The sequence below is a fragment of the Variovorax sp. AC103 genome, assembly GCF_979254005.1.
In genome coordinates this window covers 48,081-62,835 of sequence record NZ_CEEDFC010000004.1, presented here as the reverse complement: position 1 = coordinate 62,835, position 14,755 = coordinate 48,081, and the positions used below count along the sequence as shown (strand labels likewise).

General features: G+C 66.0%; 18 protein-coding genes. 11 read left to right on the top strand and 7 right to left on the bottom strand.

Annotated features, from left to right (window positions below; genetic code table 11):
- The 8 genes from AC0IYU_RS06915 to AC0IYU_RS06880 all read left to right on the top strand — a co-directional run bounded on the left by AC0IYU_RS06915 (position 1) and on the right by AC0IYU_RS06880 (position 8,647).
- Entirely contained in the window at positions 1-1,626 is a 1,626-nt protein-coding gene (locus tag AC0IYU_RS06915; protein WP_472114511.1) for a GMC family oxidoreductase, read from the top strand.
- Between the two features lie 25 nt (positions 1,627-1,651).
- A complete protein-coding gene (locus AC0IYU_RS06910; protein ID WP_472114508.1) occupies positions 1,652-1,972 on the top strand; it encodes an NIPSNAP family protein in 321 nt (106 codons plus the stop codon).
- Positions 1,973-2,029: 57 nt separating this feature from the next.
- Positions 2,030-3,082 (top strand): BMP family ABC transporter substrate-binding protein, encoded by a 1,053-nt coding sequence (locus tag AC0IYU_RS06905; RefSeq protein WP_472114505.1) that lies wholly within the window; start codon positions 2,030-2,032, stop codon positions 3,080-3,082.
- 25 nt (positions 3,083-3,107) lie between these two features.
- Positions 3,108-4,670 carry an ABC transporter ATP-binding protein gene (locus AC0IYU_RS06900; RefSeq protein WP_472114502.1) on the top strand — a complete coding sequence of 521 codons (1,563 nt, stop codon included), beginning with the start codon at positions 3,108-3,110 and terminating at the stop codon, positions 4,668-4,670.
- Entirely contained in the window at positions 4,667-5,716 is a 1,050-nt protein-coding gene (locus tag AC0IYU_RS06895) for an ABC transporter permease (protein ID WP_472114499.1), read from the top strand. Before AC0IYU_RS06900 ends, AC0IYU_RS06895 begins: the two co-directional genes overlap by 4 nt.
- The gene (locus tag AC0IYU_RS06890) at positions 5,713-6,615 is read left to right on the top strand and encodes an ABC transporter permease (RefSeq protein WP_472114495.1); all 903 of its coding nucleotides are present in this window, start codon (positions 5,713-5,715) and stop codon (positions 6,613-6,615) included. Before AC0IYU_RS06895 ends, AC0IYU_RS06890 begins: the two co-directional genes overlap by 4 nt.
- Positions 6,616-6,623: 8 nt before the next feature.
- On the top strand, positions 6,624-8,123 hold the full coding sequence (locus AC0IYU_RS06885) for an amidohydrolase family protein (protein ID WP_472114493.1): 1,500 nt from the start codon (positions 6,624-6,626) through the stop codon (positions 8,121-8,123).
- A 131-nt stretch (positions 8,124-8,254) separates the two neighbouring features.
- The gene (locus tag AC0IYU_RS06880; RefSeq protein WP_472114491.1) at positions 8,255-8,647 is read left to right on the top strand and encodes a VOC family protein; all 393 of its coding nucleotides are present in this window, start codon (positions 8,255-8,257) and stop codon (positions 8,645-8,647) included.
- A gap of 74 nt (positions 8,648-8,721) precedes the next feature.
- Here the strand turns inward: AC0IYU_RS06880 and AC0IYU_RS06875 are convergent, their stop codons facing one another.
- From AC0IYU_RS06875 to AC0IYU_RS06860, 4 genes are all read right to left on the bottom strand, one after another.
- Complete coding sequence (locus AC0IYU_RS06875) at positions 8,722-9,090, bottom strand: hypothetical protein (protein ID WP_472114488.1); 369 nt, start codon at positions 9,088-9,090, stop codon at positions 8,722-8,724.
- 93 nt (positions 9,091-9,183) lie between these two features.
- Positions 9,184-9,522 carry a hypothetical protein gene (locus AC0IYU_RS06870; protein ID WP_472114485.1) on the bottom strand — a complete coding sequence of 113 codons (339 nt, stop codon included), beginning with the start codon at positions 9,520-9,522 and terminating at the stop codon, positions 9,184-9,186.
- Between the two features lie 144 nt (positions 9,523-9,666).
- On the bottom strand, positions 9,667-10,050 hold the full coding sequence (locus tag AC0IYU_RS06865; RefSeq protein WP_472114482.1) for a hypothetical protein: 384 nt from the start codon (positions 10,048-10,050) through the stop codon (positions 9,667-9,669).
- Between the two features lie 68 nt (positions 10,051-10,118).
- Positions 10,119-11,243: a 3-deoxy-7-phosphoheptulonate synthase gene (locus AC0IYU_RS06860; RefSeq protein WP_472114479.1), complete on the bottom strand. Its 1,125-nt coding sequence runs from the start codon at positions 11,241-11,243 to the stop codon at positions 10,119-10,121.
- A 120-nt stretch (positions 11,244-11,363) separates the two neighbouring features.
- Between AC0IYU_RS06860 and AC0IYU_RS06855 the strand changes: the two genes are divergently transcribed.
- Positions 11,364-11,996, top strand: a complete 633-nt coding sequence (locus AC0IYU_RS06855; protein ID WP_472114477.1) for a hypothetical protein — start codon at positions 11,364-11,366, stop codon at positions 11,994-11,996.
- On the opposite strand, the gene AC0IYU_RS06850 is transcribed toward AC0IYU_RS06855, so the two are convergent.
- Complete coding sequence (locus AC0IYU_RS06850) at positions 11,993-12,280, bottom strand: hypothetical protein (RefSeq protein WP_472114474.1); 288 nt, start codon at positions 12,278-12,280, stop codon at positions 11,993-11,995. The two genes, AC0IYU_RS06855 and AC0IYU_RS06850, sit on opposite strands and share 4 nt — an antisense overlap.
- A gap of 67 nt (positions 12,281-12,347) precedes the next feature.
- The gene (locus AC0IYU_RS06845; protein ID WP_472114471.1) at positions 12,348-12,632 is read right to left on the bottom strand and encodes a hypothetical protein; all 285 of its coding nucleotides are present in this window, start codon (positions 12,630-12,632) and stop codon (positions 12,348-12,350) included.
- A gap of 534 nt (positions 12,633-13,166) precedes the next feature.
- Between AC0IYU_RS06845 and AC0IYU_RS06840 the strand changes: the two genes are divergently transcribed.
- Both AC0IYU_RS06840 and AC0IYU_RS06835 read left to right on the top strand, forming a co-directional pair.
- On the top strand, positions 13,167-13,649 hold the full coding sequence (locus tag AC0IYU_RS06840; protein WP_472115217.1) for a GreA/GreB family elongation factor: 483 nt from the start codon (positions 13,167-13,169) through the stop codon (positions 13,647-13,649).
- Between the two features lie 236 nt (positions 13,650-13,885).
- A complete protein-coding gene (locus AC0IYU_RS06835; protein ID WP_472114468.1) occupies positions 13,886-14,164 on the top strand; it encodes a hypothetical protein in 279 nt (92 codons plus the stop codon).
- Between the two features lie 81 nt (positions 14,165-14,245).
- Here the strand turns inward: AC0IYU_RS06835 and AC0IYU_RS06830 are convergent, their stop codons facing one another.
- The gene (locus tag AC0IYU_RS06830; protein ID WP_472114465.1) at positions 14,246-14,755 is read right to left on the bottom strand and encodes a hypothetical protein; all 510 of its coding nucleotides are present in this window, start codon (positions 14,753-14,755) and stop codon (positions 14,246-14,248) included.

Below are 14,755 nucleotides of genomic sequence, written 5' to 3'. Positions count from 1 at the left end.
ATGAACGACAAGAACGACTACGACTACATCATCGTGGGCGCCGGCTCCGCGGGCTGCGCGCTCGCCGCCCGGCTCAGCGCCCGCCCCGCCACCCGCGTGCTGCTGCTGGAGGCCGGCGGGAAAGACTCGAACCCCCTCTTCCGCCTGCCGATGCTCATGGGCAAGCTGTTTCAGTCAGGCATCTACAACTGGCACTTCCACTCCGAGCCCGAGGCCAACCTCAACGGCCGCAAGATCTACTGGCCGCGCGGCAAGGTGCTCGGCGGCACCTCGACCATCAACGGCATGATCTACGTGCGCGGCGGCAAGCAGGACTACGACGGCTGGGCCGCCATGGGCAACCTGGGCTGGTCCTACAAGGACGTGCTGCCCGCCTTCAAGCGCTCCGAAGGCCACATCCAGCGCGACGGCGTGTTCCACAGCGCCAAGGGCGAACTCACGGTGTGCCGCGCGCGCGGCTGGAACGCATTGCTCGACGTGTTCTGCCTGGCGGGCCAGCAGGCCGGCTACCCGCTGAACGACGACTTCAACGGTGCCAGCCAGCTGGGCTTCGGGCGCTACGACTTCACCATCAGGAACGGCAAGCGCTGGTCCACGTCCTTCGCGTTCCTGCGCCCGGCATTGAAGCGCAGCAACCTCAAGGTCGTGACGCGCGCGCTCACGCACAAGGTGCTGGTCGAGAAAGGCCGTGCCGTGGGCGTGGCCTACGAAGTGCTCGGCCAGTTGCGCACCGTGCGCGCCCGCAAGGAAGTGATTCTTTGCGCGGGCGTGGTCGGCTCGCCGCACCTGCTGATGCTCTCGGGCATCGGCCCGCAGGAGGAACTGGCCAGGCACGACATTCCCGTGCTCAAGGCATTGCCCGGCGTGGGCGGCAACCTGCAGGACCACGTCGACTGCGTCATGTCGTACGAGTGCAAGCAGCCCGTCACGCTCTACAAGGACCTGCGCGCCGACAAGATCGCGTTCTCGGTGGTGCGCGGCATGCTGTTCGGCGAAGGCATCACCACCACCTTTCCGTACGAGGCCGGTGCCTTCATCAAGACCCGGCCCGAGCTCGAGCACCCCGACGTGCAGCTGCACTTCATGCCCGCGCTGGAGAAAACGGCCAACCTGTATTTTCCCAACCCGTTCAAGAAATCGACGGTGGAGGCCAAGCACGGCTTCACGCTGCGCGTGGGCCCGGTCAACCCGAGCAGCAAGGGCCGCATCCGCCTGCGCTCGGGCCGCCCGACCGATGCGCCGCTGATCCAGCCCAACTACCTGGACACCGAGTTCGACCGCCAGACCATGGTCGACGCCATCCGCGCCACGCGCCAGGTCATCGACCAGCCCGCGTTCGACGCCTACCGCGGCAAGGAACTCGCGCCCGGTCCCGACAAGCAGAGCGACGAAGACCTGGTCGCCTGGCTGCGCGCCACCGCCATGACCACCTTCCACCCGGTGGGCACCTGCAAGATGGGCAACGACGCCATGGCCGTGGTGGACCACCGGCTCAAGGTGCATGGCATTGGCAACCTGCGCGTGGCCGACGCTTCCATCATGCCGGTCATCTCGAGCGGCAACACCAATGCCCCGGCCATCATGATCGGCGAGAAGTGCGCCGAATTCATCCTGGCCGGGCAGTGACACCCCGCACCCACAGGAGCACTTGATGATCGTCGAACACCGCCTCTACACCTTCCGCCCCGGCACCATCGACCAATGGCGCAAGAAGTACGAACGCGAAGGCCTGCCCGTGCAGCAGCGCCACCTGAACAGGTTCGTGGGCCTGTACATCTCCGAGATCGGCCGGCTGCACACCTCGGTGCTGATGTGGGCCTACGACAGCCTGGCCGACCGCGAGGCGCGCCGCGCCGCGATGTACGCCGACCCCGAGTGGCAGTCGTTCATCAAGAGCGTGTGGGCGCTGGACGCCATCCAGAGCCAGGACGTGATGATCATGAACCCCGCGCCCAGCTCCCCCACGCCCTGAGTCCGCCTGCTCGGCCGTTTCTCCCTTCGCCCCTTCCTCAACCCCAGAGATATCCGCATGACACACCACGCATCCTCCAGCGCCAGGCCCGCTCGCCGGCAGATCCTCAAGGCCGTCGCCGGCATGGGCGGCGTCGCCATGGCCAGCGCCCTGTATCCGCTGATCGCCAATGCCAAGGGCGGCCTCATCGCGCTGGTGCACACGCAGGCCGCGGGCGACGCCAGCGCGGTCGACGCGATGATCGCGCGCCTCAAGCTGCTGGGCACGGAAACGGGCATGCAGACCCGCGCCATCTACGCGAAGGACCCGTCGACCTACGAGACCATCTTTCGCACGCTGGCCGACGCGGGCGCGGCCATCATCGTGTCGACCTTCAACGAGGTGAGCGAGCCCTTCAAGGCGCTGGCGCCCAAGTACCCGAAGACGCAGTGGCTGCAGCTGTTCGGCGACGAGATGAAGCCCGCCATCGCCAACGTGACCACCGTGTCCTACGACTACTACCTGGGCACTTACCTGGCCGGCATCTTCGCGGGGCGCATGTCGACCACGGGCAAGATCGGCTTCATCGGCGGCATGTCGATTCCGCCGCTCAACGCCGACTACAACGCCTTCAAGGCCGGCGTGCTGTCGGTGCGCAAGAACGCGGCCGTCACGGTCGCCTTCGCGGGCTCGTTCCAGGACCCGGTGAAGGGCCGCGAGATTGCCACGCAGATGTTCAACGGCGGCATCGACTTCATCCAGACCGACGCGGCCGCCACCGACGCGGGCATCATCGCCGCGGCCAACGACAAGCCCGGGCGCCTGGTGAGCTGCCTCGACCCGGCGCAGTACCCGCAAGGCCCGAAGTCGCTCATTTCCATCGTCAGCCTGCACTTCGGCAAGTCGCTGTACGACGAGGCCTCGAAGATCCTGAAGACCGGCAAGGGCGGCGCGCACCTGAACACCGGGCTGGGCACCGGCGTGGTCGGCCTCGAACTCTCGCCCGTGTTCCAGAAGGAGGGCGACAAGGCCGTGGCCGCCAAGGCCGAGCAGGTGATGGCAGAGATTCGCACCACGCAGGCGGCCATCCTGAACGGCTCCGTCAAGGTCGCGTTCAACACCGTTCTCTGACCCTTCAGCCGTTCGCGACGTACCCATGAACCCCAGTTCCCCGAGCAGCGAGACCTCCCCGGCGCCCCCCGCGCTGGTGCTGGACGGAGTCACCGTGCAATACGACACCGTGAAGGCGCTGTCGGACGTGTCCATCGCTTTCGCGCAAGGGCAGATTCATGCGGTCGTCGGCCAGAACGGCGCGGGCAAGACCACGTTCGCCCGCGTGTGTTCGGGGCTGGTGAAGCCCACGCAAGGCCGGGTGCGCATCAACGAACACGAGATCCGCACCGGCCACGTCAACGCCGCGCGCGCGGCCGGCGTGGAGCTGGTGCACCAGAGCTTTGCGCTGCCGGCGTCGTTCACCGTGGCGCAGGCGATGGAGTTCGGCTCCAACCGGCACCGCGGCGTTTTCACCTCGCGCCAGCTGGCGCAGCGCTGGCAGGCGCACCTCGACGGGCTGGGCCTGTCGGTGAGCCCGCGCGAGGTCATTCGCAACCTGCCGATCGAGACGCAGCAAGGCATCGAGATTGCGCGCGCGCTGGTGACCGATGCCAAGGTGCTCATCCTCGACGAGCCCACCGCCGTGCTCGCGCCGGCCGGCGTGGAAACCCTGTTCGAGCGCATCCGCATATTGAAGAAGCGCGGCGTGACCGTCGTGCTCATCCTGCACAAGATCCGCGAAATGATGGCCATCGCCGACACCGTGAGCGTGCTGCGCCGCGGCGAGCACGTGACCGGCCCCGTGCCGTGCAGCAGCATCGGCGCCGCCGAGCTGAGCCAGTGGATCATGGGCGACGCCAAGGTGTCGCTGCAGGCCGAGGCCCAGGCCCAGGCAGCACCACCACCGCGGCGCGAGCTCACCGCGCCCACCGTGCTGCGGCTGAAGAACCTGTCGACCAGGCCGGACGCCGAAGGCGCCGCGCTGGAAGACGTGAGCATGGAAATCCGCGCCGGAGAAATCATCGGCATCGCCGGCGTCGAGGGCAACGGCCAGCGCACGCTGGTGCGCGCCATTGCCGCACTTGCACAGACCGCCAGCGGCAGCATCGAGCTGGCGGGCCGCGACGTGACGCACAGCGACCTGGCCACGCGGCGCGCGGCGGGCCTGCGCATCATCCCGTTCGAGCGCAACGTGGAAGGCCTCTCCCTGAACAGCAGCCTGTGGGAGAACTGGTCGATGGGCCAGCTGCTGCAGGGCGGCCTGCTCTCTTTCGTTCGCCCCCGCAAGCTGCAGGCCGAATGCGACGCCGCGCTCACCCGATGGGACGTGCGCTACGCCCACTGCGGCCAGCCGGCCGGCTCGCTCTCGGGCGGCAATGCGCAAAAGGTGATCTTCGCGCGCGAGGTGGACGCGAGCGCGCGGCTGATCATTGCGGCGCAGCCCACGCGCGGCCTGGACATCGGCGCCACCGCCTCCGTGTGGAAGGCGCTGCGCGAGGCGCGAGCCCGGGGCGCCGCGATCATCCTGATTTCTTCCGACCTCGACGAGCTCTTCGACATCAGCGACCGCGTGCTGGTCATGCTGCGCGGCAAGGTGGTGGGCGACTACAGCGGCCCCTTCGACCTGCGCGAAATCGGCCAGGCGATGGTAGGAGCGCACGCATGATGGCTCACCTGTTTTCCCCCGCGCGCATGCTGCCGGTGCTGCGCGTCGTTCTGTTCGTGTGCTTTGCGCTGGTGTTGTGCGCGCTGGCGTTCTACAGCGCCGGGCTGGACGTGGGCGAACTCTTCACCGGCATCCTCGACGGCGCGTTCCTGCGCGACGGCGCCCTCCGCCAGGGCCTGCGCTGGGCCATGCCGCTGTTCATCACCGCCACGGGCGTGGCCATCGCGTTTCGCGCGGGCTTCTTCAACATCGGCGCGCAGGGCCAGTTCTACGTCGGCTCCATCCTCGCCGCATTCACCGCCGAATGGCTGGGCGGCGCGCCCGCGTGGGTGGTCGTGTCGGGCTGCCTGCTCGCGGGCATGGCGGGCGGCGCGCTGTGGGCCATGTGGCCCGGGCTGCTGCGGCTGCGCTCGGGCACCGACGAGGTCATCACCACGCTGATGGGCAACTTCCTTGCGGGCCTGCTGCTGGTGTACGTCACCTCCGGTCCGCTGAAAGACCCTTCGGGCTCGGGCCAGCAGGCGTCGAGCCGGCCCATTGCGGACGCCTACCGCATCTCCGATTCGCTGGGCGTGTCGCCGCTCATCTGCGCGCTCACGCTGGCGGTGTTCGTGCTGTCGTGGCTGCTGGCCAACCGCACGGCGCTGGGCATCGTGGCCAACCTGGCGGGGCGCAACCCGACGATGGTGGCCTGGCAGGGCGCGCGGGTGAGCCGCATCGGGCTCTTCAGCTTTCTGGTGAGCGGCGCGCTCGCGGGGCTGGCCGGCAGCATCGAGCTGCTGGGGCCCAACGGCCGGCTGGCCAGCGGCTTCCTGCCGGCGCACGGTTTCACGGCCATCCTCATCGCGCTGGTGGCGCAGCTGTCCATCGTGGGCACGGCCGTGTCCGCCCTCTTCTTCGGCGCGCTGGCCTCGGCGGCGCTGTACCTGCCGGTGATGGTCGGCATGCCCGCGGCGGCCATCGAGGTCATCAACGCGACCATCGCGCTCTTCATCACGTCGCGCGCCAGGTGGCTCGACAAGCTCCTTACCCGAAAGCCCGCATGACCGACACGCTGGTATCCATCCTGATCTCGGGCACGCCGCTCGTCTACGTCACGCTGGCGGGGGTGCTGGCGCAGCGCGCGGGCATCTGGAACCTGGGCCTGGAGGGGCTGATGATCATCGGCAGCTGCGCGCTCATCGTGGGCATCGTGCAGACCGGCTCTTTCGTGCAGGCCATGCTCATCGCGGCCGCGCTGTGCATGGCGGCTTCGGCGCTGCTGTGGTACGTGGTCGAGAAGCTCAAGGCCAACCCGATCATCGCGGGCCTGGGGCTCACCGGGCTGGGCCTGGGCGGCACGTCGCTCGCCATCCAGGCGCTGTACGACAGCGAAGCCACGGTCACCGCGCCCTTCGGCATTCCCAAGCTCAACAGCCTGTTCGATGCCGACCTGGGCCACCTGGGCGGCCTGTCGGTGTTCGTGCTGTTCATGCCCGTGGCCGTGTGGCTGGTGTGGCTGCTGCTGGAGCGCACGCGGCTGGGCCTGCGCATGTCGGCCTCCGGCGAGCACCCCTTCGCCGCGCGCAGCGTGGGCGTGAACCCCGCCCGCATGCGCCTGCTGGCGCTGGCGCTGGGCGGCGTGCTGTGCGCCATCGGCGGGGCGGAGCTGGCCGGCGGCAGCCTGCAGATCTTTTCGCAGAACATGACGGCGGGCCGCGGCTTCATGGCGTTCGCGGCCGTCATCTTCGGCGCCGGCAGCGCGCTGGGCGCCACGGCGGCGGCGCTGTTCTTCGCGGTGGTGTCGGCCCTGGGCATTCGCGCGCAGCTGGCATACGGCGGCGCCATTTCCAACGACCTGCTGCAGGCCCTGCCCTACCTGGCGACCATCTTCGGCGTGTGGCTCAGCACCAAGCTGCGCGGCGGGCTGGGCTCGATCCGGGGCACGGTGGAGATGCGGGATTGAAAGCGCACGTGAACGCCACGCTCATCCGCGGCGCCGAAGTGCTGGCCGTCGGCGGCCCGCAGGGCGACCGGCCGGTGCACGCCGACGTGCTGCTGCAGCACGGCAAGATCGCCGCCATCGGCACCAACCTGCCGCTGCCCGATGCGTTCGACGTCATCGACGGGCGCGGCAAGCTGCTGATGCCCGGCCTCGTCAACGCGCACACCCATTCCAGCGAGACCTTCTTCAAGGGCCGCTACGAGCGCATGCCGCTCGAGCTGTGGCTGCTGTACGCGTACACCTACCTCTCGGGCAGCCCCATCGGCGACCGCCTGCTGTACCTGCGCACCCAAGTGCTTGCCATGCAATCGCTGAAGAACGGCGTGACCACCCTGTGCGACGACCTCTTCGACCCGATGGCCCATAGCATCGACCGGCTGGGCATCGTCTTCCAGGCCTACCGGGACGCGGGCATTCGCGCCAACGTGTCGAGCGCCGTGCTCGACACCGCCGTGCTCGACTCCACCCCCTTCGGCCACGAGGTGTTTCCCGAGCACCTGCGCGTGCAACTGAAGTTCGGCGCGCCCACCACGGTGGCCGGCTACACCGCCTATTGCCAGGAAGCCTTTCGCCAGTTCCACGGGCAGGCCGAAGGCCGCATGCGCTTCGCCATCACGCCGTCGGCGCCGCAGCGCTGCACCACCGACATGCTGCAGGCCTGCCACGCGCTGGCCGTGCAGCACGGCGTGCCGCTGCACACCCACCTGCTCGAAACCAGGGTGCAGGCCGTGGCCGGCCAGATGTTCTACGGCAAGACGCTGCTCGCGCACATGCACGACATCGGCGTGCTGGACCGCCACGCCACACTGGCGCACGCCATCTGGATCACCGACGCCGACATCGCGCGCATGGGCGAGGCGACGTGCTCGGTGGTGCACAACCCGCTGAGCAACCTCAAGCTGGGCTCGGGCCTGGCGCCGGTGCGCAAGCTGCTGCGCGCGGGCGTGGCCATCGGCCTGGGCACCGACGGACTTTCGTCCAACGACAGCGCGCGCGTGTTCGACCTGATGCGCTTCGCGGCGCTGATGCACAACGTGAACGGCACGCCGCCCTCGCAATGGCTCACCGCCTTCGAGGTGCTGAAGATGGCCACGCTGGCCGGCGCGCGCACCGCGATGCTCGACGACACCACAGGCTCCGTCGAAGTGGGCAAGGCCGCCGACCTGGTGCTGCTGGACCTGGCCAACGACAACTTCCGCCCGCGCAACGACCTCGTGAAACAGCTGGCCTACTGCGAGAACGGCAGCGCCATCGATCTGGTGATGGTCGGCGGGCATGTCGTGTGCCGCAATGGCCAGCTCACGACCGTGCGCGAACAGGACGTGTGGGCCGAGCTCGGCGAACTGCTGCCCGCGTACCTGGAAGAACACGGCCGGTGGGAGGTGAAGAACCAGGTGTTCGAGCCGTACTTCGCCGAGGTCATTCGCCGGTGCAACGAGGTCGACGTGGGCCTTCATCGCCACGCCTGAATCCGCCGGCGCGGGCGATGGGCTCTGCGTTCGCGGGGGCATCGTGCGGAACGGTCATGCGGCTGAGTAGAGTGCGGTCCCCCGGGCATCGACCCGATTTCCCCTTTTTTACCGCATCCCCTCCATCGACCATGAAGTTCGGCTACACCATCGCCTACGTTCCCGACGTCGCACAGTCATTGCAATTCTTCGCGCAGGCCTTCGGCTTTGCCACCCGCTTCCTTCACGAGTCGGGCACCTACGGCGAGCTGGAAACGGGCGCAACCGCCCTCGCCTTTGCGTCGCACGAACTCGCCGCATCGAACTTTGCGCAGGGCCACGTGGCTGCATCCGAATCGGCCAAGCCACTGGGCATGGAGCTCGGCTTTGTGACCGACGACGTGGCAGCGGCGCATGCGCGGGCCGTGGCGGCGGGCGCAGCGGAACTGTCTGCGCCTGTCACCAAGCCGTGGGGCCAAGTGGTGTCTTATGTGCGCTGCCCGGATGGACTGCTGGTCGAGTTGTGTTCGCCTGTGGGCGGTTGAGCGCGGGGCGGTACGCGTACCGTTTGTCAATGCGCTTGGTTTTGGCTGCGCATACCTGAGGGCAGCAGCAGGGCTCAGTACGCGTACGGCGAGACCTGAACGAACGGGTCCACCTGCACCCTGAAGCCATAGGGTGCAGCCACAGTTTGATCGAAGCGGCCGGCAAACAGGCTTGCAGCCGCAAACTCGATGAACCTTCCGCGCTTGTCCTCGATCACTCTGGCGCCGGGACAGTCCAGCAGGTTCAAGTCGATCACTGGCTGGCGCTGCGTCGGACCATAGACGCGGACGGCAACGTCGCCGCTCATCGGCCACACCGTCAGCTCGAGGCGCAAGTCCTCGCGATGCACAACGTAGTGAAACGATGCGCCGTACTCCGCTTCGTCAGGCGCTACGCCCAGCAAGTCGAGAAAGTCGACGGGCTCCCAAACCAGTTCTGGCATACGTGATCTCGGGTTCTATGGCTTCGCCGCATTCGGCTGCCGGATGTCGGGCGTGGAGACTGTAGTGCCGGTGTCGTCTTCGATCCATCCACGCTACGTGCCACGACCCCACGAGGTCTTGACTTCGTACTGAATCACATACGTTCGACCGGCAAGCGCCACGAACCTGAGCCGCGTGTAGTCGGCCCGAATCTGCGGGATCGTCCTGAGGCCTACCACCACTGCGTGCTCACCGGGCGAGAGCTCCCAACGGTCTACCGGCCGCAGGACGTGCGGCACAGCTTCCCCGTCGATCGAGGCGAAATAGCTCGCTCCGCGCGGGCCTGACTTGACGATGGCAAGACTGGACAACGGCTGCGTCTCGGTGCCAGGAATGCGGTACGGCGCGGCAGAACAGCCGGCAAGGATCGCGGCGGTCAATGCAAAGGCCAAGCGGTAACTTCTCAGATTCATCCAAATTCCTCAGTTTTTTAACTCGCTTCGCGAGCGGTCGTTGGCCGATGCTTGTGCGGGAGTTGATGTCGCTTGGCGAGCGGGTAAGGCAAAGACTTTTCAGAAGATGCACCAAGGCCAAGGCTACGTGGTTAGCTCGGACAAGACTCGCAGAGCCAATGCGCCCTGGCCCACGCCGGTGCCGGCGTTGTGCTCGTTGAAGTTTTGCATGCTTGTGACATCGGTCCACCGGTGAACCTGCACAACGCCATCGGTATCGGTATCGATGTCGAATTCAATGAACCGAGCGTCTTGACTGACCAGAACGCCGGACAGAGAACCTGGATAGTCGGTATCAAGGTCGATGACGATAGACATTTCCCACCGGATGCCTAGCTCTTTTGCGCATCGCAACAGTGTTTCGGGCACGCCATGCTCTCTCCAGTAGAGCGCCTCTGCGCGAAGCGATCGCTCGACACGCGCATTTTGCTGCTGCACGTTCAACTGGCGCGGTTCGCGTGGTCGCATGGATTTCTACAGATGAGCGAGATGACCAGGCAGCCAACGCGCTGCTCCGAAACAAGCAGCCCTGCCCCTCACCCCTTCAACACCCGCCGCCGCACCTTCACCGCCGAAGCCAGCCCCTCGAGCACCGGCACCGTCTGCGCAAAGCCGATGCACGCATCGGTGATCGACACGCCGTGCTTCAGCGCCACGCCGGGCTTCAGGTCCTGCCGGCCCTCTTCGAGATGGCTCTCGATCATCAGGCCCGTGATGCGCCGCTCGCCCGCCGCAATCTGCGCCGCCACGTCAGCGGCAACCACGATCTGCCGCTGATGCTGCTTGCTGCTGTTGCCGTGCGAGACGTCGACCATCACCTGGGGGCGCAGGCCGTTGGCCACCAATGCCTCGCAGCTGGCCGCCACATCCGCGGCCGAATAGTTGGGCGCCTTGCCGCCGCGCAGGATCACGTGGCAGTCGTCGTTGCCGCGTGTCTCGAAGATCGCCGCCATGCCCATCTTGGTCATGCCCATGAAGGCATGCGGCGCACGGGCCGCGAGGATGGCGTCGGCGGCCACCTTCACGCTGCCGTCCGTGCCGTTCTTGAAACCCACCGGGCAGCTCAGGCCCGACGCCAGCTGCCGGTGGCTCTGGCTCTCGGTGGTGCGCGCGCCGATGGCGCCCCAGGCGATCAGGTCGGCAATGAACTGCGGGCTCAGCAGGTCGAGAAACTCCGTGCCGGTCGGCAGGCCCAGGGTCGTCAGCTCGAGCAGCAGGCGCCGCGCGCGCTCCAGCCCCTCGTTGATGGCAAAGCTGCCGTCCAGGTGCGGGTCGTTGATGTAGCCCTTCCAGCCCACGGTGGTGCGCGGCTTCTCGAAGTAGGCGCGCATCACGATGAGCAGGTCGTCCTGCAGGGAATCGGCGACCTTCTTCAGGCGCTGTGCGTACTCGATGGCCTGGTCGTGGTCATGGATGGAGCACGGGCCGACCACCACGACCAGCCGGTCGTCGCGGCCGTGCAGCACGTCGGCAATGGCCGCGCGGCTGCTTTCGACGAGTGCCAGCGTGTTGTCGCGCACCGGCACGCGTTCCTGCAGCAGCGCAGGGGTCATGAGCGGGCGAACGGCGCCGATGCGCACGTCATCGATCCGCGTTGTGTCGAGCGTGCTGTCGCGGGAGCCGATTTCGGCGTCGTGGAGGGGGTCGTCTAGGCGGGGCATGGTCGTGGCTTTGATTCGGTGCTGAGCTGCGTCGATTGTCCTCGGAAGGCGCCCACGGCCCATCCCGCCCCTGAGATCCGCCCCTAAGATGCCCGGCTGGCCCACCACGGAGCGCAACGCATGTCACACCCCGTCTACCTGTCCAGCTCGGCCCTGCCCCGCATGCCCGACGGCAGCCGCAACGAATGGCAAGGCTTCTTCGGCGACGGTGCCGAGCTGGAGGCCAACGCCTTCTTCCCGCTGTTCTGGCTGGCCCTGTTCAGCGAGAGCGACATCCGGCATGCGCGCTTCATCGACGAATACGACATCGACGACGAAGACGCCGCGGTCGAGCGCGCGGAGTGCCTGGACGAGTTCGGCGCAGACGCCACCTACCCCTACCTGGTCACGGACAACGCCACCGCCGTGGCACGCCTGGCCGCGAGGCGCGAAGGCATCGTCGGCGCCATCGGCGAGCGCTACCGCCCGATCTATGAAGCCTTCGAAGCGCTGATCGCGCAGCGCTATCCGCAATACATCCTGTTGCGCACCAAGGGCCTGCCCGACGCGGCCGATGCAGAGCCGGGACTGCGCGGCGAGCTGGCCGAGACCGAGCGGCTGAAAGACGGCAAGGCGCTCGCGAGCCTGATGCGCGACCTTGAGCGGTACGACGCTGATGCGGTCTGGACATTGGCAGGGCTGGGCGCTTCGCCTGACGAGGCGTGGCCCACGGCTGCGCTGAGGGAGCGCTTTCCGGACCCGCGACGGCGCTAGCGCGTGGGTGCGCCCGTGCGCACTCCGGCGTCCTCTTTGGCGAACCACCGGAACACATGCGAGCGATAGTCCTGCGTCGTGCGCATATGAAGAAACCCTGCCTCGGCGAAACCCAGTTCATCGACCGGTATGCCAGCGGCGCGCATCGCGACGATCGCTTCGTCGGGGGCCGTGTCGCACGGGAGCTTCAGGGTGATGGTTGCGCTGTGCCATGTGGACCTGTTCATCGCATTCCCCTCAGGTTTTGACGCGCCAGTACAACGCAGCGCGTCGCGCTGCACCATCCATCTTTTGTGGTATTCCAACGGGCGAAGAACGGCCACTCCCCTGGCGTTGTTCAGGTGGTCACAGCTAGGACGCCCAAATCCTGCCCGGCCACGCAGACGTGTCGGGCGTGGCGCTCCTGACCGGCAGCAGCGGAACATTCGCAGCCGATCGCACGACGTCATAGGTGATTTCGTGAGGATGAAACGGCACCCCAGCTTCCCTGCCCCGTAGCTTGACCCTGACGAAGTCACCGCTCATGCCGGTGATGATTCCCGGCTGGCCATCCACCTCGACCGCGACGCCGCGTCGCGCCGGTACACCGAATTTTTCGCGAATCGCGGTCAGGTTGTCTGGCTTCTTGATCTTCATGACAGGTTCCTTGCGCGTGGGATGGCCGGACCTCGTTGTCCGGTGCACCGACGCTTTTTTCTATATTTAGAACCAAAGGTATTCCTTTTTTACTCATGGAACGTCGGACGAGGCGCCATGACGACGTGCTTCAAGCTGCGGAGTTACCTCTCGCCTGCGTCTGGCAAGGCTGCGGGATAGCGCCTTCCGTGCGCAGAGAAGCACCTGAGGCTGGCGGCTAGCGGTTGGCTTGACGGGCTGTGAATTTCAGCCCGTCTATGCTTGCGGGCGGCTCGTCTTTGTCATGGACAGCCCATGCCTTAGTCCAGAGGTGTTCATCTGGAGGCATGAGACGAGTGAGCCACTCCGCGTCGCCGACGACTTCGGCGACCTTCTAACCGTCGGCCTCATGACGGTCAAAAGCGGTCGTTCAGCGCTCGAAAACGGACGAGCCGATTCAGACTGTCTGCTGCCGTCGACACCAGGCGGCAAACCGCGCTGCTGTACTCATAATCAAAACCCATCCCCCGCTTGTTCGAGATGCCGACCTTCGTCATGGATAAATTGTTGCTGCAACAGCAGGTGCTGAAACGGCTCGCCGAAGACCTGCTGCAAGCCGAGCAGGCAGTGCGGGCGGCCCACGAAACGGCCACTCACGAAGAAAACATCGCCGAAAACAAATACGACACATTGGGACTCGAGGCAGCCTATCTGGCCACCGGCCAAGCTCGGCGCGCCGAAGCCATACGCCAGGCGATGGCCAATTGGCTCCGATTCCGCCCGCGTCCCTACGACCCCATCAAAGGCATACAGCTCGGCTCGCTGGTCTGCCTGGTCGATTCCGACGACAAGCAGCAACAGCTCTTTCTCGGCCCGGATGGGGGGAGCATGAAGTTGGGCTGCGGCGCTCAGCTTGTTCAGGTCATCAGCAGCGAAGCCCCTTTGGGTAGGGCAATGCTGGGTAAATGCGAGGGTGATGAGGTGTCGATACAGGTCGCTCCAATCCGACAGCAGTTTGAGGTGCTGCGGGTTCTTTAAGCCGTAGTTGACGCCGAATTGGCCGAGGTCAGCACTACTTAAAACCGGCAACTGGGTCGAGATAACACTCGCGCATGAATGACCGCTGCGTGGTGAAGACGTGAACTCAGGAGGCCGACATCACCGGAAGCAAACGCTGCGAAGCGGCAATTCGCGCACCGCCGTCGAAGGACGGCACAGGGCCCTTTGCGCTGATGGCCCGTGCGGCTACAGTCGGCCAGAGCCAGCCATTTGATATGACCCCTCGTTTCTCCGTCGACTTCAACGAACTCCTTGAGCGCGATCTCATCATGCTGTCCCAGACCGATCTTCGGAAGGACACCAACGGCTCGTCCGTGCTGCTCGCTGAAGGTCTACCAATTGAGGTCCAAGAAGAAAACCTCTATGACGACGGAACGCACGAAGTGCTATTTGCTCGGGGAGTAGTTGAGGCCAACTCAACGGGCACTTGGTCACACGTCAAGTGGTGCTGCCGATTTGACGTCGAGGGCGTCTACGACATCGCAGGTCAATGATGCTTACCAAAGGCCCTTGCGGCATGCCCTGCGTCGGCAGAACGCGGCCGCAACTGGCCCTGCAGAGCTCGACTTAAGGGCTCAGTCGCAGAGTTGCGGTACGCCGTGGTGTACCAACTGCGTGGGCTCCAGGACCGCCTCTAGGTGCAGGTGAACGTCTTGGTCATCCCCCAGAATTCCACTCTCGGGAGGCGACGTGTACGCGGTGATCCGGTAGAACCCATCGGTCAAGTGAATCACCTGCTCATCATCGCAGGCGGCGTCCCAGGACATCAGTTCATACAGGTCTCGAATCTGCAAGATGCCATCCCGCACTTCGACGCCCAGTCGAACCTTGAAGTCGGCCTGAACTAGCGCGGTTTCGTCAGGCGGATCCGCACGCAGATGCAAGCGCCATGTACCTGGAGAACCCGTGCAAAACGCGGCGATTCTCGATGAATTGACCAACTCGGCAACATCCGCCGGGTTGCTGAAACTGCTGCTGAGAAAGTCCTCGCCTTGCACGATGTTCGACATCGCCCACGGAGAATGAAAAACGATACCCATGCCCGAGGTCTCGAGGCAGATGGTTTGGGGCAATGTCTTTGGCAT

Excerpts from the sequence above, each read along its gene's own strand:
- AC0IYU_RS06835 (WP_472114468.1), top strand. The coding sequence starts at position 13,886 with ATGACCCCTCGTTTCTCCGTCGACTTCAACGAACTCCTTGAGCGCGAT.
- AC0IYU_RS06875 (WP_472114488.1), bottom strand. The coding sequence starts at position 9,090 with ATGCCAGAACTGGTTTGGGAGCCCGTCGACTTTCTCGACTTGCTGGGC.
- AC0IYU_RS06855 (WP_472114477.1), top strand. The coding sequence starts at position 11,364 with ATGTCACACCCCGTCTACCTGTCCAGCTCGGCCCTGCCCCGCATGCCC.
- AC0IYU_RS06840 (WP_472115217.1), top strand. The coding sequence starts at position 13,167 with ATGGATAAATTGTTGCTGCAACAGCAGGTGCTGAAACGGCTCGCCGAA.
- AC0IYU_RS06910 (WP_472114508.1), top strand. The coding sequence starts at position 1,652 with ATGATCGTCGAACACCGCCTCTACACCTTCCGCCCCGGCACCATCGAC.
- AC0IYU_RS06865 (WP_472114482.1), bottom strand. The coding sequence starts at position 10,050 with ATGCGACCACGCGAACCGCGCCAGTTGAACGTGCAGCAGCAAAATGCG.
- AC0IYU_RS06895 (WP_472114499.1), top strand. The coding sequence starts at position 4,667 with ATGATGGCTCACCTGTTTTCCCCCGCGCGCATGCTGCCGGTGCTGCGC.
- AC0IYU_RS06890 (WP_472114495.1), top strand. The coding sequence starts at position 5,713 with ATGACCGACACGCTGGTATCCATCCTGATCTCGGGCACGCCGCTCGTC.
- AC0IYU_RS06860 (WP_472114479.1), bottom strand. The coding sequence starts at position 11,243 with ATGCCCCGCCTAGACGACCCCCTCCACGACGCCGAAATCGGCTCCCGC.
- AC0IYU_RS06850 (WP_472114474.1), bottom strand. The coding sequence starts at position 12,280 with ATGGTGCAGCGCGACGCGCTGCGTTGTACTGGCGCGTCAAAACCTGAG.
- AC0IYU_RS06880 (WP_472114491.1), top strand. The coding sequence starts at position 8,255 with ATGAAGTTCGGCTACACCATCGCCTACGTTCCCGACGTCGCACAGTCA.
- AC0IYU_RS06900 (WP_472114502.1), top strand. The coding sequence starts at position 3,108 with ATGAACCCCAGTTCCCCGAGCAGCGAGACCTCCCCGGCGCCCCCCGCG.
- AC0IYU_RS06905 (WP_472114505.1), top strand. The coding sequence starts at position 2,030 with ATGACACACCACGCATCCTCCAGCGCCAGGCCCGCTCGCCGGCAGATC.
- AC0IYU_RS06915 (WP_472114511.1), top strand. The coding sequence starts at position 1 with ATGAACGACAAGAACGACTACGACTACATCATCGTGGGCGCCGGCTCC.
- AC0IYU_RS06830 (WP_472114465.1), bottom strand. The coding sequence starts at position 14,755 with ATGCCAAAGACATTGCCCCAAACCATCTGCCTCGAGACCTCGGGCATG.
- AC0IYU_RS06845 (WP_472114471.1), bottom strand. The coding sequence starts at position 12,632 with ATGAAGATCAAGAAGCCAGACAACCTGACCGCGATTCGCGAAAAATTC.